We start from the raw sequence: 17,885 nt of genomic DNA, 5'->3' as shown, positions 1-17,885 counted from the left end.
ATTTATTGTTGCTCCTTATTTGCAGCAAGAATGAGTTCTTTGGCGCCTTGTTTAATTAAACGGTCCGCGGCCTCTAATCCTACTTCTTCAGGATTAGTACCCACTACTGTCTCTTTTAATAAAACAGAGCCATCCATAGAGCCGACAAGAGCTGTTAATTCGATTGCATCGTTTTCTGTAAGGGTTGCATATCCAGCGATTGGAACTTGGCATCCACCTTCAAGTTTATGAAGAAATACTCGCTCCGCTGCCACTGTTCTTTCTGTTATCGCATCATTAATATGCGATAACAATTGCAATAAATCCTTATCATCCTCACGACATTCAATCGCTAATGCACCTTGTCCTACAGCAGGTACACATAACGTCTCATCTAAATGTTCTGTAATAACTTCATCATCCCAGCCCATTCTTTGTAATCCAGCTGTCGCTAAAATAATCGCATCGTAATCTTCTTCTTTTAATTTACGTAAACGTGTATCGATATTTCCACGAATCCACTTCACTTGTAAATCTGGTCTCGCAGCGAGTAGCTGTGCACTACGTCTTAAACTACTCGTACCTAAAATAGCACCTTCCGCTAACTCTTTAAACGATGCTCCATTTTTTGAGATAAAGGCATCCCGAGGGTCAACACGCTTTGGTGTACAGCCAATCATTAAACCTTCTGGAAGTACGGCCGGCATATCTTTCATACTATGTACAGCCATATCGATTTCTTTCGTAAGTAACGCATGCTCAATTTCTTTAACGAACAAGCCTTTTCCGCCTACTTTTGAAAGAGTAACATCTAAAATAACATCACCTTTTGTGACAATTTCTTTCACTTCAAATTCATATGGTAGACCTAGCGCTTTTAACTGATCAATAAACCAGTTTGTTTGCGTTAATGCTAGTTTACTCTTTCGTGACCCTACAATAATTTTGCGCATAATTCTCTCTCCTCATTATAAATACCAAAAGTGGAAATTGGATAAACTGCTTAATAGAAAAATGTTTACTAGCATTACGAGAAACGATCCGATATTCCACTGTACAATTTTCTTACCTTGCAACACATCTGCCGCTCGTAAATATAAACCTGTGCAATACACAAATAGAACGACAAAAGATCCGATTACTTTCGTATCATACCAATGGAAATTGTCCAATTTTGTATATCCCCATATACACCCCAATAAAATTGCTAGTAAGAAAAATGGAACAGAAAATAAATTTAATCCGTAAGACGTAGATTCAAGCTTCGGTAAATTCCCTAACCTTCTTAATCTCGCATTCCACTTTTTCTTTTTTAATAGGCGATATTGCAGTAAATACATAATAGAAAAAATAAACGATACCGTAAACGTTGCATAAGAAATAATCGCCATTCCAACATGCACGTATACAAGTTCTGAAACTAATTGCTCTGCAAGTACTGGCGACATCTTTCCGAGCGGTGTAAAAATAGAAAAAGCGCTTACGCCAAATGCAACAACATTTGTAAAGAAGACTAAAAAGTCAACGCGCATAAATCGATTTATGACTAACGACATCGTAATCAATAACCAAACATAAAAATAAATCCCTGATAATAAAGTTAAAATGGGATTCGTTTCTGAATCTGTCGCCCTAAGCAACATAAAAATAGACTGCAATACCCATACAATCGAAAGTAACCAAAAAGCAAATCGGTTCGCCTTTCGGTTACTTTGGAAATAATCTATAAAATATAAACTAATGCTACAAGCATATAAAATAATTGCAATATGATAAATAATACTGTTATTTAAAAAACTCATCCGATCATCCTTCCAAATTATAAAGATGGAACGGATGGTGTCCACACTCTTTTATGTTCTACTTCTTCCGCACGACTCTCTACTTCTTCTGTTTCTAAATCAAAAATCTTTGCAAATAACGCTAGTTTTTCGCTCGCTCCCTCTTCAGCAGCTATTTCTTTTGCTACTAAAATTGGGTCTTTTAATAATTGATTAATAATACTTTTCGTATGCTTACTAATAACTTTTTTCTCACGATCACTAAGGTTTGGTATTTTTCGCTCTAGGCTTACCATCGTTTCACTTTGGATTGCAAGTGCCTTATCACGAAGAGCTGCTATTAACGGAACAACACCAAGTGTACTTAACCACGTTTTAAATAGAACAATTTCCTCTTCAATCATAAATTGAATTTTCTCTGCTTCTTTCAAACGCTCAGCACGGTTTGCCTCCACTACTCCTTGCAGATCATCAATGTCATACAAGAAAGAACCTTCTAACTCATCAATCGCTGGATCAATATCACGTGGTACTGCAATATCAACCATAAATAAAGGACGACCAGAGCGCATTTTCTCTACCTTTGTCATCATCTCTTTCGTAATGACATACTCTGATGCACCAGTTGAACTAATTAAAATATCTGCTTCTAATAATGCACATTGTAATTCGCTTAACGATTTTGCATGTCCCATATATTTCTCAGCCATTACTTCTGCTTTCGAAAGCGTCCTATTCATAACTGTTACTTTACGAGCACCACTTCCATATAAGTTTTGCAATGCAAGTTCGCCCATTTTACCAGCACCAAGAATAAGCACATGACAATCTGTTAACTCGCCAAATATTTTCTTTCCAAGCTCAACAGCAGCATAACTAACAGACATCGCACTTTCACCAATTGTTGTTTCTGAGTGGGCACGTTTTGCTAATGTAATGACTTGCTTAAACAATTCATTAAAAATTGTGCCTGTTGCTTTAACTTGTTGTGCTTCTAAAAAGCTATCTTTTATTTGGCCTAAAATCTGTGTTTCTCCCACTACCATAGAATCTAAACCGCACGTTACGCGGAATAAATGGTCTATTGCACCATCTTGTTCAAAAATAGTTAAATATGGTGCGACTTCTTCTATTTCAAGCTGAAACCAATCAGCTAAAAATTTCTTAATATAATACCGTCCCGTGTGTAATTGATCTACAACAGCATAAATCTCAGTGCGATTACAAGTTGATACAATGACATTCTCTAACACGCTCTTTTGATTTTGTAATGTAGTCATCGCTCGCTCTAGCTCTGCTGCCTGAAATGTGAGTTTCTCACGAAATTCTACAGGGGCTGTTCGATAATTTACACTAACAACAAGAATATGCACGCAGCATGTCCCCCTTCACCCGTTTTATCACTTTATCTACTATCATAATACAACTTTCCTCTTATGAATCTGACAATCGTGTGAACAACCGATTATTTTTTAATTATTCTCCGTATGTAATAAAGGAGATTCAGCAAACTAATAAAAAAACTTCTACTTTATAATGATTATAAATTAATAACTCTATTTGTACGTTACCAAAAAAAGTCCTCATAATCAAGTGATGGAAACTATTCCATATAAATTATAACATCATCTTTCCTATCTTCTTTCATCATGAAGGAAAATATGTATGATTGTTCCAAAATGTAGCAGACACTTTCTCAATACAATGTATTTGACATTTTATTTATTTTTCGTTATATTGATTTTACAAAATTAAATTGTGCACAACTTAATAAGAAGGGAGTTATGTATGACAGAGGACTCTTTGCATCTAGATAACCAACTTTGTTTTTCTATTTATGCCTGCTCTAGAGAGGTTACTCGTTTTTATCGACCTTATTTAGAAGAGATGAGTATTACGTATCCCCAGTACATTACTTTACTCGTACTATGGGAGCAAGATGGACTAACAGTAAAAGAAATTGGAGAACGTCTATTTTTAGATTCCGGTACGTTAACACCTATGTTAAAACGAATGGAATCATTAACACTTGTAAAACGTGTTCGTTCCAAAGAAGACGAGCGAAAAGTTTGTATTGAATTAACAGAACAAGGCAAAGATTTAAAGGAAAAGGCTTGTTCATTACCGACAACGATGGCTACAAACTTAGGAATTACAGAGCAAGAATATCGCTCTTTATTAATTCAACTAAATAAACTAATTGAAACAATGAAAACAATTAATGATGGAAAAGGGGAATAAATGTGGATAAATTATATACTGCTTCAGTAACAGCAACAGGTGGAAGAAATGGGAAAGTAGTTTCAGATGATGGCATATTAAATCTTGATGTGAAAATGCCGAAAGCACTAGGTGGTGCAGGTGGAGAAGCAACAAATCCAGAACAACTATTTGCAGCTGGTTATGCAGCTTGTTTCGATAGTGCATTACAACTTGTCATTCGTACAAAACGTATGAAAGTAGAAAGTACAGAAGTAACCGCTCACGTTTCTATCGGAAAAGATACAGATGGTGGTTTTGGCCTATCTGCCGTGCTTGATGTACATGTCGCTGGCGTTTCACATAGCGAAGCACAAGAACTTGTAGAAGCGGCTCACGGTGTATGTCCTTACTCTAAAGCAACACGAGGTAATATTGAAGTTACATTAAACGTACGTTAACAGCTTATATAAAGAAAAAAACGCGCGACATTCGTCACGCGTTTTTTGTTTTTGTCATTTTATGAATTGCCTTCCACGCTTCTTCTTTTCCAAGTCCTGTTTCAGAAGAGAATAGAACGATTTCATCGCCAATTTCAACAGCAAGCGTTTCTTTTACAACTTTTAAATGCTTTTGCCATTTCCCTTTCGGGATTTTATCAGCTTTCGTCGCAATAATAATTGTTGGGATTTCATAATGCTTTAAGAAATCATACATCATCACGTCATCACTTGTCGGTTGGTGACGTAAATCAACTACTAATACAGCTGCGTCTAATTGCTTACGCGTTGTAAAGTACGTTTCAATCATTTTCCCCCATGCCGCGCGCTCCGATTTAGACACTTTCGCATATCCATAACCTGGAACGTCAACAAAATGCATCATCTCATTGATCAAGAAAAAGTTCAGCGTTTGCGTTTTTCCTGGTTTAGAAGAAATACGCACTAACTTTTTACGATTTAAAATTTTATTAATAAAGGAAGACTTCCCGACATTTGAACGACCTGCTAATGCAATTTCTGGTAAATCACTGTCTGGATATTGTTCTGGTTTAACAGCACTAATTACAATATCTGCTTTTGTTACTTTCATTGTTTCACTCCTACTAATGCGTGCTCCAATACTTCATCTAAATGAGATGCAAGCACAAACGTAAGGTTTTCTTTTACGCTCTCTGGAATATCATCTAAATCTTTCTCGTTTTCTGCTGGCAAAATAATTTTTGTTAAGCCTGCGCGGTGAGCACTTAATGTTTTTTCTTTTAAGCCACCAATTGGTAATACACGACCACGAAGTGTAATTTCACCTGTCATACCTACTTCTTTACTTACAGGAATACCTGTTAGTGCAGAAATAAGTGCCGTTGCCATCGTAATACCTGCTGACGGTCCATCTTTCGGAACTGCTCCTTCTGGAACATGAATATGAATATCATTTTTCTCATGGAAATTCGGATCAATCTGAAGCTCTTCTGCACGAGAACGTATATAACTAAACGCAGCTTGTGCTGATTCTTTCATAACATCCCCAAGTTTCCCTGTTAAAATTAGTTTCCCTTTTCCTGGCGCTACAGAAACTTCAATTGCAAGTGTATCGCCGCCTGCTGCTGTGTAAGCTAGACCTGTTGCCATACCAACTTGGTCTGTTTTTTCAGCTTGCCCATAACGGAATATGTGTTTACCAAGTAAATCAACAATCTTTTTCTCTGTCACAACGATACGTTTACGTTCTGCTGTAACGATAATTTTCGCTACTTTACGGCAAACTTTTGCAATTTGGCGTTCTAGCGTACGAACACCAGCCTCACGTGTATAATAACGAATAATTTCAAGAAGCGCTTCATCACGTACTTGTAAATTACCTTTTCGTAAGCCATGCTCTTTTAATTGTTTTGGCAATAAATGCTCACGAGCAATGTGTACTTTTTCAAGTTCTGTATAGCCAGCAATCGAAATGATTTCCATACGGTCAAGTAATGGACCTGGAATACTTGAAAGTGTATTAGCAGTTGCTACAAACATAACTTTCGATAGATCATATGGTTCTTCAATGTAATGATCACTGAAGTTATGGTTTTGTTCTGGATCTAATACTTCAAGTAATGCTGCTGATGGATCTCCACGGAAATCGTTAGACATTTTATCAATCTCATCTAATAAGAAGACTGGATTAACTGTTTTCGCCTTTTTCATACCTTGAATAATGCGTCCTGGCATTGCTCCAACATATGTACGGCGGTGACCACGAATTTCAGATTCATCACGCACACCACCAAGAGATACACGGACAAAGTTACGATTCAATGATGTTGCAATTGAACGCGCTAACGACGTTTTTCCGACCCCAGGAGGGCCTACTAAACAAAGGATAGGTCCTTTTAATGAATTCGTTAACTTCTGTACAGCTAAATATTCAAGTACACGCTCTTTCACTTTTTCAAGACCGTAATGATCGTTATTTAAAATCTCTTCCGAATGAGCAAGATCAATTATATCTTCTGTTGCCTCTGTCCACGGAAGCGCTAATAACCAATCAATATAATTGCGAATAACACCACTCTCCGCAGAACTTGCTGGTAACTTTTCATAACGATCTAATTCTTTCAGCGCAGCCTTCATTGTTTCTTCAGGCATTCCTGACTGTTCAATTTTTTCACGAAGTTCTTCTACTTCTCCGCCCTTACCTTCTTTGTCGCCAAGTTCAGTTTGAATCGCCTTCATTTGCTCACGTAAGAAATATTCTTTTTGCGTGCGCTCCATTGAACGTTTCACTTGTTGCCCAATTTTCTTTTCTAGGCTAAGTAACTCTTGTTCATCTTGAATAATTGAAATAAGTGTATGTAATCGTTCTTTTACAGATACAATCTCTAGAATCTCTTGTTTCTGCTTCGTTTTAATCGGCAAGTGAGAAGCAATTAAATCAGCTAATCTCCCTGGTTCCTCTACATCAGCTACCGTTGCAAATGTTTCATTTGAAACTTTTTTCGAAACTTTAATATATTGTTCGAAATGCTCCAGTAACGTACGCATAAGAGCTTTCTCTTCTAAATCATCTTCTACTTCTTCAGTTACCGTTTTAATAGACACTTGTACTACATTTTCTTCTTCGATAAACTCTATTACTTCTGCTCTATGTAAACCTTCCACAAGGACACGAAGCGTACCGTTCGGCAATTTTAGCATTTGCTTTACTTTCGCCACTGTACCTACACTATATATGTCATCTTCTTTCGGATCATCGATATTCATTTCTTTTTGCATTGCTAAAAAGATGATATTTTCATCCATTGCCGCCTGCTCTAGTGCTTGTATCGATTTATCACGTCCTACATCAAGATGCAAAACCATCGTTGGATATACGAGAACGCCTCTTAATGGTAGGAGGGGCACGATTCTTTCGTTCGTATTCATACTAGACATAGCACCTCCATAATAAATTAAACTCCTGTTCAACTATTTTATATTACAATACACCTAGATGCAATTGCTGAGATTCCTCGCAATTGTAAATAGCTTGTTTTTCTACCTCACGAAAAGAAAAAAGACTCCGATTAAGCATACAAACTTAAACGAAGTCTGGCAAATTTTATTATTGTTTATTTTTACATAGATTGTGCATCTGTTTCGTCTACGTTAGTATGTACATCTAGCTCTCTATGCATATTTTCTTGCATAAACGTTAACTCAAATACTTCTTTTAATTTACGGACAGGAATAATTTCGATTCCCTTTATCGTATACAAAAATGGTTGCATATTTTCAGCAGGAATAATGACTTTCTTAGCTCCCGCTTTTTTCGCAGCTTTTATTTTTGCGTACACGCCACCAATAGGCTTTACTTCTCCGTGTATACTTATTTCACCTGTCATCGCTACTTCATTATTTACATATGTGCGATGCACCGCAGAATATACACCTGTTGCCATAGCGATTCCTGCAGAAGGTCCATCAATTGGGATACCACCTGGAAAATTAATATGTATATCGTATCCTTCTGGCAACACATCTAGAGAACGAAGTACTGTTAATACATTATCAACAGAGCCTTTTGCCATACTTTTACGGCGAATCGATTTCGTTTGACTACCAATACTTTCTTCTTCTACAATTCCGGTAACATTTACCGATCCTTTATCTTTCGCCGGAATTGCTGTTACTTCAATTTCTAATAACGCACCTGTATTTGGTCCGTATACAGCAAGACCATTTACAAGACCAATCCTTGGAATCGGATAAATGTGCTTTTCGTATTTCGGCGTAAGCTGACTTGAGTGAACAACCCACTCTATATCTTCATCTTTAATGAAAGAACGTTCTTCATTTATCGCCATACCAGCAGAAATTTGTACGAGATTAATCGCCTCTCGTCCATTTCTTGCATACATCCCAATCATTTCAATACCATTTTCACCTATTTGCATTTCCACTTTTTCTGCGGCGTTTTTCGCTACTTTTTGAATCTCTTCCGTATCTAATTCACGGAAAAATACTTCTAAGCAACGTGACCGAATAGCAGGAGGAATTTCCTCTGGCGAACGTGTCGTTGCTCCAACTAAGCGAAAATCTGCCGGTAAGCCTTTTTGGAAAATATCATGTATATATGTTGGGATCATCGTATTTTCTTCACTATAGTACGCACTTTCTAAAAATACTTTTCGATCTTCTAACACCTTTAACATTTTGTTCATTTGAATCGGATGGAGTTCGCCAATCTCATCAATAAACAAAATACCACCATGCGCATCTGTTACAGCACCTTTTTTCGGTTGCGGAATACCTGCTTGCCCCATCGCCCCAGCACCTTGATAAATCGGATCATGCACCGAACCAATTAAAGGGTCTGCGATACCACGTTCATCAAACCGAGCTGTCGTCGCATCAAGTTCAATAAATGTTGCATTCGTACGAAATGGAGATTTAGGATTTCGTTTCGCTTCTTCTAATACAAGACGTGCTGCCGCTGTTTTCCCAACACCTGGCGGGCCATATATGATTACATGTTGCGGATTCGGACCACAAAGAGCCGCTTTTAAGGACTTAATCCCGTCCTCTTGCCCTACAATATCTAAAAAGGTTGTAGGACGCACCTTTTCTGCTAGCGGCTCTGTTAAAGAAATCTCACGCATTTTACGAAGCTGTTCTAATTCTTTTTTCGATTCTCGATCAATTGAAACTTTTTGTGTTCGTTGATTTCGAAGTAAATGCCAGAAATATAATCCGACAATTACACCAAAAACAAGTTGAACAACTAAAAATATATTTGTCCAGCTCATTATTTATTTCCTCCCGCAATATTTTATCTCTTAGTATTTCCGCGGAGGAACGTAGCTAAACATAAAGAAAAACAGCAATTATAAAAATTGCTGTTTCCCTTTCGCATTATGCAGATGTTTTTGTATCAAGTACAGTACCGTCTTGTAACACCAATTTTGGCGGTTCATTATCAGCTACTGTTTCTTTTGTAAGAATACACTTCTCGATATCTTTACGAGATGGAAGTTCGAACATTACATCAAGCATTAAGCCTTCAATAATAGAACGAAGTCCACGAGCACCCGTTTTACGTTCAATTGCTTTTTTCGCAATTTCGATTAGTGCACCTTCTTCAAACTCTAACTCAACATCGTCAAGCTCCAATAGTTTTTGGAATTGCTTAACAAGTGCATTTTTCGGTTTCGTTAAAATATCAACAAGAGCATCTTCATCAAGTGGCTCTAGGTTCGCAATAACTGGAAGACGACCGATAAACTCTGGAATTAAACCAAATCTTAAAAGATCCTCTGGTAATACGTGAGATAAAACATGCTTCTCATTTACATCAGCATTTTTCTTCTCAGAACCAAATCCAATTACTTTCTCACCAAGGCGACGTTTAATAATCGGCTCAATGCCATCAAACGCTCCACCACAAATGAATAAGATGTTCGTTGTATCAATTTGAATAAACTCTTGGTGCGGATGCTTACGACCACCTTGAGGTGGAACGCTTGCTACAGTACCTTCTAAAATTTTCAGAAGTGCCTGCTGCACACCTTCACCAGATACATCACGTGTAATTGATGGATTTTCGGACTTACGTGCCACTTTATCAATCTCATCAATATAAATGATTCCTTTTTCCGCTTTCTCTACATCATAATCAGCTGCTTGAATTAATTTTAGTAAGATATTTTCTACATCTTCCCCAACATATCCAGCTTCTGTTAAAGATGTTGCGTCCGCGATTGCAAATGGAACATTTAGAATACGCGCTAACGTTTGTGCAAGTAATGTTTTACCACTACCTGTTGGCCCGATAAGTGCGATATTACTCTTCGCTAATTCTACATCATCAATTTTGCTGTTAGAATTAATGCGTTTGTAATGGTTATATACCGCTACCGCTAGTGCTTTTTTCGCGCTATCTTGCCCGATGACATACTCATCTAAGATTTCACGAATTTCTACCGGTTTCGGTACATCTTTGAATTCTACTTCTTCGTCCTTCGCAAGCTCCTCTTGTACAATTTCAGTACAAAGTTCGATACACTCGTCACAAATGTAAACACCTGGACCTGCCACTAACTTTCGAACTTGCGTTTGTGTTTTACCACAGAAAGAACATTTTAATTGCCCTTTTTCATCATTAAATTTAAACATATTTTCACACCCCTTACAAAGTGCTAACCTCTTGCCTTCGTATGTACACGATAAATGTATCGTATGTAAATACATATTATGTCACTACGTGGCGAGAAATACAAATAATATGACTAGTTATGTACAAATAAAAAAATTTTAAAACTTTTGAAATATGTATATTCGACTTGTAAAGGAACTTTTCCTTCTCCATCGAAAAGTTTTATAAATATATTTCTATATTTATAAAACAAGGCACGATTAAAATCGTGCCTTGTTATTTTATTATGCAGCGTTTTCTACTAAGAAGTCTACAGCTTTACGCACTTTAAGATCTTCAGCTAAAGCGTCTACGCTTCCAAGAGCTTGCTTGATAGCGTCTACTGGCATACCGTACATTTCAGCCATTTTTTCAACTTCTGCAGTTACTTCTTCTTCAGTAACTTCGATGTTTTCAGCTTCAATGATAGCTTCAAGAACAAGATTGATTCTTACACGTTTTTGTGCATCTTCTTTCATTTGCTCTTTTAATTTGTCAGCGTCAGTACCTGTGAATTGGTAGTAAAGCTCAAGGTTCATACCTTGTTGGCTTAAACGTTGCTCGAATTCACGAACCATACGATCTAACTCAGTGTTGATCATAGCTTCTGGAATTTCGATTTCAGCGTTAGCAGCAGCTAATTCTACTACTTCGTCACGTACTTTGTGCTCAGCTTCGTGCTTTTTGCCTTCTTCTAAGTTTGTGCGAAGTTTTGCTTTTAATTCATCAAGAGTTGCAACCGCTTCGTCTGCTTCTTTAGCGAACTCGTCGTTTAACTCAGGAAGTTCTTTTGTTTTGATTTCGTGAATTGTTACTTTGAATGTTGCTGGTTTGCCAGCTAATTCAGCAGCATGGTACTCTTCTGGGAATGATACTTCAACGTCTTTAGACTCACCAGATTTAAGACCGATTACTTGCTCTTCGAAACCTGGGATGAATGTACCAGAACCGATTGCTAGAGAGTAGTTTTCGCCTTTTCCGCCTTCAAATGCTTCGCCATCAACGAAACCTTCGAAGTCGATTACAGCTGTATCACCGTTTTCAACAGTTCCTTCTTCTTTAACAACTAGTTCAGCTTGACGCTCTTGTAAAGATTTTAATTCGTTCTCTACATCTTCGTCAGTTACAGTTGTTTCAACTTTTTCTACTGCTAAACCTTTGTACTCACCTAATTTAACTTCAGGTTTCACTGTAACTTTTGCAGTGAAGATAAGGTTAGCATTTTTTTCGAACTTCTCGATGTCGATTTCAGGATGATCAACTGGGAAGATACCAGCTTCTTCAATCGCTTCACCGTATGCTTTTGGTAAAATAATATCTAAAGCATCTTGGTATAAAGATTCAATACCAAAGCGTTGTTCGAATAATGGACGAGGCATTTTTCCTTTACGGAAACCTGGTACGTTAATTGTTTTTACTACTTTTTTGAACGCAGCGTCGATAGAGTTGTTTACTTCTTTAGCATCAACTTCGATTGTTAAAACGCCAACGTTACCTTCTAATTTTTCCCATTTTGTAGACATTTATTCTTTCCCTCCAACTATAATAATGTATGCACATACCTCTATAGATTAAGATCTTCATTATCTCTTTTTTGAAATAACAAATACACAAATAATCCTCTAGCAAAAGCTTTCAGATATAATGTTCCAATCTACTAATTGCCCAGAAGACAACTACGGTATATTTTGTTCGAGAATAATATGAAACATATTAAGTAAGAGAATTACACTTCTCTTCTCTTACAAACAGGCAGATTTCCGCCTTTTGCAACCCTTACATTATAACATAGAATATGCTCGTTTCAAGAACTGAACGATTCTTTTTCATAATTATACGGGCAAATATCCTTCTCTTTCAACACGTAATAACCATTGATAGGCAATATGAAACTCTTCCAATTCGATATTATATGCTGCCATAAGCTCTTCTTCATCTATAGCCAATCCGAAACGCTTTCTTCCAATTCTCTCTAAAACAGCTGACCAAATCTCTTCTTTATCCATTAATAGAGCGAATGGGAAAACGCTAATTTGCAACTCTTTCCAATATGTAACCATTGCTTCAAATATATCGGGATAATTTTGCTCTAATCGGCTTGATAATTTATGTATAATGTTATTGGATTGCTCCTCATTATGACCTGTAAATGCTGGAATCACCTTAATCGTATTTCCAAACTTTTCTACCTCTATTTCTTCTTCTACCTGACTTTCTATCATTTTATACAAAATAGAAGTTTTCAAATAGGGGTGCTGCTCTTCGTCTATTAAAAATTTCTTTAAAACAGGTAATGCAAGATCTAAGTCTTTTAACGAAAGTCGCTGAATCGCTCTTAGCTTCTGTCCAAAGTTTTCTCCAAAAATTTCATTAGTAAACTCATCCAATTCAAAATTTGAATCCACTAGCGATGCGTCTCCCTCATTTAGCATACCTTCTGCAAATAAAGCAAGCTGCGCTAATTTTTCCTTTTGATCAGGCATTATATCTTTCGTTTGTAAAACCTTTTCAACAGTTTCAATAACACCTTCATAATCATTTGTTTGAACTAAAATAGTTACGTACGTTTCAAGAATATCACCAAATAAGACAACTCCTGTTTTAAGCAACTGTTCACATTTGTCTTTCGCTTCTTCCATACGTTTTAATTCGAGTAAACAAATAACTGAAGCTAATTCCGTTTGTTCCGTTTCCGCATTATACTGACGTAATATTTCAAAGCAACGCAATGCATCTTCGAATTCCCGCTCTTTCAGCGCTAAAAAACCTTCATCAATATAGCGCTCTGATAGTTGTGGAAACAATACGACCGTATTTTCTTTTTTATCCATACGTCCGCCTCTTTTTCTTGATTTTAATTATGTTCAAAGTAAATATATCAAATGCGTAATGAGAACACAACATCCCTAAACTATTTGTTTGAAATATGAAAATATTTAATTTTTACATTCCAATACGAATAAATTTCTACTAAAAATTAAAATTGTACAAATAAAAATCCCCAGCAACAAGCGCAGAGGATTCATCATTAATGGAAAGCTTTTATAATTGTGGGGTATATTACAAGGGTAATAATTTGGAGAACAATAATTGCCATAACAATCATGCTAAAATAGAAGATTGGTTTACTTCGCTTCATTAAAAACATAATAATAAGCATCGTACAAGCAAACAAACTTAAGAAGAACAAACTTGTTGTCGAACTAAGTATACCACTTGGGACAAAGAACAATAACACTACACTACAAGTACCTATAATTCCAAATAACCATTCCATTCATTCACTCATTCCCTTTCCCTCTCATGGCTGTTTTCTCTAAGCGATCAAATGTTTCACAACATCAACTACATACGTTAATTTCTCATACGCTACAAATCCAAAAGCAACCGTTAAGCCCGTTACAACTAATCCTTTCATCATTTTTTCCTCCTCGTTTTATCGTTGTTATCTTCATTATAAAAGATTAGCAATTTCTTACCATCGAACTACCTTACAGTTACCTTACAGAATTGTAAGATTTCAAAAAGAGATTGAAAAACACCTCATATCGCTTGAGGTGCTTTCACGGAATTTCTCTATAATTACTTGTAAAATCAACTTTTTTCTTTTAGTTATTTTTGAACGAATCGACTCTTAAACTAATAGATTTACTAAATAATTTAGAATCAAAATAATTATTCGTTACTTTTCTTAACTTACTTTCAGATATTTTCGTATTAGAAGAAAACAACTGGTGAAAATCGTGTTAATATATTTTTGTACAATTAAGAATTTAATTTACAAGGGGGATTATATATGTTTAAAAAAATGGCGGCAGATGTATTAGGACTAAGCGATGTAGGTTCTGTCATTACACCTAAAGACTATGATAAGGTCGATGCTGATGATTATGTGATGCATGAAGATGGGGAGAAAATTTACTTTCTAATTAAATCCAAATCAGATGAATATTGCTTCACAAACAAAGGGTTAATTCACTTAGACGGTACAAGCGCAACAAGTAAAAAACGTACACTACGCCGCTTTAGTTATAGCAAATATCAAATTAAAAACGTAGCACTTGAAACTGCAGGAACGATTGATTTAGATGTAGAAATTAAGTTTCAAATGGGCGATGAACATTACTCAATTGATGTTCATAAAAAACATATTGAAGAATTAAAAGATTTATATAAGGCTTTACTTAAAATCGAAGAAATTTCATACGACAACGATATTACATTACAATATGCACATAAAAGTTTAGATATGGCATCTAATGCCTTTAGCCGTATTTCAAACGCACAAGTAAACTTAGCAGAGCAATTTAAAGAAATGAACGAGATTGCCTTTAACTGGCTTGTTGATACGAAGAAACAATATAATGTGAAAGATTATGGTTTTGTCTTTGACAAGTTTATTAACAACTAATTTAAAATACACAAAAAACCTTGTTATCAAAAGATAACAAGGTTTTCTTAGCGTCCCAGGAGAGATTCGAACTCCCGCTCCGCCCATTTCCGTACTATTTTATATATTTTGATCGCAGTCTTAATATATCTTCTCCTTCGCGAATGCCTGCCGATCCCTTCCTCACATTTTTTACGACAGTCCAATTCGGGTTAGTTTCATCACCGATATTCTGTACTGTAAAATTGCCATCACCATATTTCCGGTGACCTTCTGCCAATTTCTCCGTTAAATCATTCTCATTTGATCTCGCCATCTTTGCGCCATCTCCCTTTTTTATACGACCTTCTTAAACCCTCTAACCAATCACAGGTCCAGTCAATTGGAGATTCTCGTTTTCCGCTTCTATTAATTGTAACACACTGCCGGGGATAAGTTCCGACAATCGATGCTCAATCTTACTAGAATGGTAAAGAGTTTGATAATATTGTAAGTAAACAATTAAGAGAATCTGGATATGGTTTTCAATACGTGCATAAACCATTTGATGAGCCTGAACAAACAAATAATATAACTGACTAGCAAAGAGCGTTTTTTAAGCGCTCTTTTTAATGCACTTTAATCTGTTGCATATACTCATTATCATATATCCCGTTATAATATTTTTAAACCTCTTGCACATACATCAATTTGTAGACAAACAAAAAACCTTGTTATCAAAAGATAACAAGGTTTTTTTAGCGTCCCAGGAGAGATTCGAACTCCCGACCGTACGCTTAGAAGGCGTATGCTCTATCCGGCTGAGCTACTGGGACATGGAGCGGGTGAAGAGAATCGAACTCTCGACCAGAGCTTGGAAGGCTCTTGTTTTACCACTAAACTACACCCGCATATGTTATTTTCTTTTCTTCGTTAGCGCCGTTGCCCTATCGACAATATTTATTATATGTATAACCACACATAAAGTCAACACCTTTTTTAAAAGAGGATAAATTTTCTTATCCTCTTTTAAAAACTGCTTGTTCAACTAGTTGTCCGTCTAACGTTTCAAAACGAACTTCCATTTGATTTTCATCCATTTCTAATAAAGCAAATGTCTTTTCTACACGTTGACGTGGTAATAAAATACTGCCTGGATTAATAAATAAAACGCCCTCGATTAATTCCGCACCTAATACGTGAGAATGTCCGAAGCATGCAACTTGCGCTCCCACTTCTTCAGCATGGTACGCTAGCGTTTGTAATGTCATTTTCACATTATGGCGATGTCCATGCACTACTAAGAAGCGAATTCCATCTACATCAGTTACAATTTCATCTTGAAAGTTAGCATAATCACAGTTTCCTTTTACAACATGGAAACCTTGCAGTTCTTCATGAGCAGGCGTTAGCTCTGAATCACCGCAATGAATCATGATATCTACTTTCCCTTCATATTTCTCTTTCAACTGCTGTAATTCCTTCACAGAGCTATGACTATCGCTTACGATTAAAGCTTTCATCATTCTCTCTCCCTTATTCTCCTAAAAACCATTCCGGGATTTTTTCTTCTAACTTACGAAGAGCACGGCCACGATGGCTAATAGCATTTTTTTCATCTGAACTTAATTCCGCCATTGCTTTTTTGTATTCTTCCACATAAAAAATCGGATCGTATCCAAAGCCATTTTCTCCGCGGCGTTGTTCTAAGATAAATCCTTCACATGTCCCATTTACAATGACAGGCTTTTTATCACCTTCAGGGAAAGCAACTGCTAATGCACAATAGAAACGAGCTTTACGCTTTTCAAAGTCAACGCCATTTAATTCTTGTAACACTTTATCGATATTTGCTTGGTCATTTTTCGGTTCACCAGCAAAACGCGCTGAATACACTCCTGGTTTTCCATTTAAAGCATCTACAATAAGACCCGAATCATCCGCAATTACGATAGAATTCAACTGTCTACTCAAACTATCCGCTTTTAAGATCGCATTTTCTTCAAATGTTTCACCAGTTTCTTCGACTTCTTCAATATGAGGAAAATCGTGTAATGATTTCACTTCTAAATCAAATCGCTCAAATAACTCAGCAAACTCACGTACTTTTCCCATATTTTTTGTCGCTACAACAACTTGTTTCATACTTTCCACCTCTACTCTATATGAGATACGATGTCACCTAAAGCTTCTTTTTGTATATCAATCAGTTGGAAAATGCCTTTTTCCGCAGCATCAAGTAGTTCATTTAACTGCGCTCTACTAAACGTCGCTTCTTCTCCAGTTCCTTGCACTTCAACAAATTGGCCTTTTCCAGTCATAATTACGTTCATATCAACGTCTGCTTTAGAATCTTCTGCATAGTTTAAATCTAAAACAACACCTTGCTCTTCAACAATTCCTACTGACGTTGCTGCTAAATAATCTTTTACTGGAATTTTAGATACTTTTTCTGCTTGTAATAATTTCTCGAAAGCTAATACCATCGCTACATATGCACCTGTAATAGACGCTGTTCTCGTTCCACCATCTGCTTGGATAACATCACAGTCAATCCAAACTGTTCTCTCGCCAAGCGCTTCTAAATCAACTACCGCACGTAATGCTCGTCCAATTAGACGTTGAATTTCCATTGTACGTCCTGTTACTTTCCCTTTACTTGACTCCCTAATTGTACGTTGTTCTGTCGCACGTGGAATCATCGCATATTCAGCTGTTACCCAGCCCTTTCCTTCTCCACGCATAAATGGCGGGACACGCTCTTCAATTGTCGCTGAGCAAATCACCTTTGTATCCCCAACTTCAATTAATACAGATCCCTCTGGATGTTTTAAATAATTCGTATGAATATGTATATGGCGTAATTCTGTTTTCTCTCTACCATCTACTCGCATAAAAAT

The 17,885-nt window shown here is 36.5% G+C and carries 17 protein-coding genes and 2 tRNA genes; 3 read left to right on the top strand and 16 right to left on the bottom strand.

Going from position 1 to position 17,885, the window contains the following annotated elements:
• Positions 1 to 2: 2 nt before the first annotated feature.
• The 3 genes from hemC to hemA are packed head-to-tail and all read right to left on the bottom strand — an operon-like array spanning position 3 to position 3,133.
• On the bottom strand, positions 3 to 932 hold the full coding sequence (hemC, locus tag BUA87_RS18740; protein ID WP_001226406.1) for a hydroxymethylbilane synthase: 930 nt from the start codon (positions 930 to 932) through the stop codon (positions 3 to 5).
• 15 nt (positions 933 to 947) lie between these two features.
• Positions 948 to 1,781 (bottom strand): cytochrome c biogenesis protein, encoded by an 834-nt coding sequence (ccsA, locus tag BUA87_RS18735; RefSeq protein ID WP_000009005.1) that lies wholly within the window; start codon positions 1,779 to 1,781, stop codon positions 948 to 950.
• Between the two features lie 17 nt (positions 1,782 to 1,798).
• The gene (gene hemA / locus BUA87_RS18730) at positions 1,799 to 3,133 is read right to left on the bottom strand and encodes a glutamyl-tRNA reductase (RefSeq protein ID WP_000547865.1); all 1,335 of its coding nucleotides are present in this window, start codon (positions 3,131 to 3,133) and stop codon (positions 1,799 to 1,801) included.
• 415 nt (positions 3,134 to 3,548) lie between these two features.
• Here hemA and BUA87_RS18725 point away from each other — a divergent pair, with 415 nt between their 5' ends.
• A complete protein-coding gene (locus tag BUA87_RS18725; protein ID WP_072940463.1) occupies positions 3,549 to 4,001 on the top strand; it encodes a MarR family winged helix-turn-helix transcriptional regulator in 453 nt (150 codons plus the stop codon).
• A 2-nt stretch (positions 4,002 to 4,003) separates the two neighbouring features.
• Entirely contained in the window at positions 4,004 to 4,420 is a 417-nt protein-coding gene (locus BUA87_RS18720) for an organic hydroperoxide resistance protein (RefSeq protein WP_000359774.1), read from the top strand.
• A gap of 34 nt (positions 4,421 to 4,454) precedes the next feature.
• Here BUA87_RS18720 and ysxC read toward each other — a convergent pair whose 3' ends face one another.
• The 7 genes from ysxC to BUA87_RS18685 form a co-directional block, all read right to left on the bottom strand.
• Complete coding sequence (gene ysxC, locus BUA87_RS18715) at positions 4,455 to 5,051, bottom strand: ribosome biogenesis GTP-binding protein YsxC (protein ID WP_000869118.1); 597 nt, start codon at positions 5,049 to 5,051, stop codon at positions 4,455 to 4,457.
• On the bottom strand, positions 5,048 to 7,378 hold the full coding sequence (lon, locus tag BUA87_RS18710; protein WP_000097288.1) for an endopeptidase La: 2,331 nt from the start codon (positions 7,376 to 7,378) through the stop codon (positions 5,048 to 5,050). The genes ysxC and lon overlap by 4 nt, the downstream gene beginning before the upstream one ends.
• Positions 7,379 to 7,560: 182 nt before the next feature.
• The gene (lonB, locus tag BUA87_RS18705) at positions 7,561 to 9,231 is read right to left on the bottom strand and encodes an ATP-dependent protease LonB (protein ID WP_000119173.1); all 1,671 of its coding nucleotides are present in this window, start codon (positions 9,229 to 9,231) and stop codon (positions 7,561 to 7,563) included.
• Positions 9,232 to 9,337: 106 nt separating this feature from the next.
• Entirely contained in the window at positions 9,338 to 10,597 is a 1,260-nt protein-coding gene (clpX, locus tag BUA87_RS18700) for an ATP-dependent protease ATP-binding subunit ClpX (protein WP_000472289.1), read from the bottom strand.
• Positions 10,598 to 10,861: 264 nt separating this feature from the next.
• Positions 10,862 to 12,139 carry a trigger factor gene (gene tig / locus BUA87_RS18695; protein WP_000105215.1) on the bottom strand — a complete coding sequence of 426 codons (1,278 nt, stop codon included), beginning with the start codon at positions 12,137 to 12,139 and terminating at the stop codon, positions 10,862 to 10,864.
• Between the two features lie 309 nt (positions 12,140 to 12,448).
• Positions 12,449 to 13,447, bottom strand: a complete 999-nt coding sequence (locus BUA87_RS18690; protein ID WP_000358255.1) for a hypothetical protein — start codon at positions 13,445 to 13,447, stop codon at positions 12,449 to 12,451.
• Between the two features lie 197 nt (positions 13,448 to 13,644).
• Positions 13,645 to 13,893, bottom strand: a complete 249-nt coding sequence (locus BUA87_RS18685) for a hypothetical protein (RefSeq protein WP_001983650.1) — start codon at positions 13,891 to 13,893, stop codon at positions 13,645 to 13,647.
• A 519-nt stretch (positions 13,894 to 14,412) separates the two neighbouring features.
• Between BUA87_RS18685 and BUA87_RS18680 the strand changes: the two genes are divergently transcribed.
• Positions 14,413 to 15,027, top strand: a complete 615-nt coding sequence (locus BUA87_RS18680) for a PH domain-containing protein (protein WP_000473868.1) — start codon at positions 14,413 to 14,415, stop codon at positions 15,025 to 15,027.
• A gap of 94 nt (positions 15,028 to 15,121) precedes the next feature.
• On the opposite strand, the gene BUA87_RS18675 is transcribed toward BUA87_RS18680, so the two are convergent.
• The 6 genes from BUA87_RS18675 to rph form a co-directional block, all read right to left on the bottom strand.
• Positions 15,122 to 15,322: a hypothetical protein gene (locus BUA87_RS18675; protein ID WP_000124460.1), complete on the bottom strand. Its 201-nt coding sequence runs from the start codon at positions 15,320 to 15,322 to the stop codon at positions 15,122 to 15,124.
• A gap of 425 nt (positions 15,323 to 15,747) precedes the next feature.
• Positions 15,748 to 15,821 (bottom strand) — tRNA-Arg (locus tag BUA87_RS18670).
• Between the two features lies 1 nt (position 15,822).
• Positions 15,823 to 15,896: transfer RNA gene (locus tag BUA87_RS18665), tRNA-Gly, on the bottom strand.
• A 108-nt stretch (positions 15,897 to 16,004) separates the two neighbouring features.
• The gene (locus tag BUA87_RS18660; protein ID WP_000645488.1) at positions 16,005 to 16,508 is read right to left on the bottom strand and encodes a metallophosphoesterase; all 504 of its coding nucleotides are present in this window, start codon (positions 16,506 to 16,508) and stop codon (positions 16,005 to 16,007) included.
• 13 nt (positions 16,509 to 16,521) lie between these two features.
• Positions 16,522 to 17,130, bottom strand: coding sequence for an XTP/dITP diphosphatase (locus BUA87_RS18655; protein ID WP_000815949.1), 609 nt, complete (start codon positions 17,128 to 17,130; stop codon positions 16,522 to 16,524).
• Positions 17,131 to 17,141: 11 nt separating this feature from the next.
• Positions 17,142 to 17,879, bottom strand: a complete 738-nt coding sequence (rph, locus tag BUA87_RS18650) for a ribonuclease PH (RefSeq protein ID WP_001261762.1) — start codon at positions 17,877 to 17,879, stop codon at positions 17,142 to 17,144.
• Between the last annotated feature and the right edge of the window lie 6 nt (positions 17,880 to 17,885).

This window comes from Bacillus sp. bc15 (assembly GCF_900142585.1).
Lineage (GTDB): Bacteria > Bacillota > Bacilli > Bacillales > Bacillaceae_G > Bacillus_A > Bacillus_A cereus.
This window is presented reverse-complemented; position numbering and strand designations above follow the sequence as displayed.

Excerpts from the sequence above, each read along its gene's own strand:
- lon (WP_000097288.1), bottom strand. The coding sequence starts at position 7,378 with ATGTCTAGTATGAATACGAACGAAAGAATCGTGCCCCTCCTACCATTA.
- BUA87_RS18675 (WP_000124460.1), bottom strand. The coding sequence starts at position 15,322 with ATGGCGAGATCAAATGAGAATGATTTAACGGAGAAATTGGCAGAAGGT.
- tig (WP_000105215.1), bottom strand. The coding sequence starts at position 12,139 with ATGTCTACAAAATGGGAAAAATTAGAAGGTAACGTTGGCGTTTTAACA.
- rph (WP_001261762.1), bottom strand. The coding sequence starts at position 17,879 with ATGCGAGTAGATGGTAGAGAGAAAACAGAATTACGCCATATACATATT.
- BUA87_RS18690 (WP_000358255.1), bottom strand. The coding sequence starts at position 13,447 with ATGGATAAAAAAGAAAATACGGTCGTATTGTTTCCACAACTATCAGAG.
- BUA87_RS18660 (WP_000645488.1), bottom strand. The coding sequence starts at position 16,508 with ATGAAAGCTTTAATCGTAAGCGATAGTCATAGCTCTGTGAAGGAATTA.
- ccsA (WP_000009005.1), bottom strand. The coding sequence starts at position 1,781 with ATGAGTTTTTTAAATAACAGTATTATTTATCATATTGCAATTATTTTA.
- BUA87_RS18680 (WP_000473868.1), top strand. The coding sequence starts at position 14,413 with ATGTTTAAAAAAATGGCGGCAGATGTATTAGGACTAAGCGATGTAGGT.
- hemC (WP_001226406.1), bottom strand. The coding sequence starts at position 932 with ATGCGCAAAATTATTGTAGGGTCACGAAAGAGTAAACTAGCATTAACG.
- BUA87_RS18655 (WP_000815949.1), bottom strand. The coding sequence starts at position 17,130 with ATGAAACAAGTTGTTGTAGCGACAAAAAATATGGGAAAAGTACGTGAG.
- clpX (WP_000472289.1), bottom strand. The coding sequence starts at position 10,597 with ATGTTTAAATTTAATGATGAAAAAGGGCAATTAAAATGTTCTTTCTGT.
- lonB (WP_000119173.1), bottom strand. The coding sequence starts at position 9,231 with ATGAGCTGGACAAATATATTTTTAGTTGTTCAACTTGTTTTTGGTGTA.
- BUA87_RS18685 (WP_001983650.1), bottom strand. The coding sequence starts at position 13,893 with ATGGAATGGTTATTTGGAATTATAGGTACTTGTAGTGTAGTGTTATTG.
- BUA87_RS18725 (WP_072940463.1), top strand. The coding sequence starts at position 3,549 with ATGACAGAGGACTCTTTGCATCTAGATAACCAACTTTGTTTTTCTATT.
- ysxC (WP_000869118.1), bottom strand. The coding sequence starts at position 5,051 with ATGAAAGTAACAAAAGCAGATATTGTAATTAGTGCTGTTAAACCAGAA.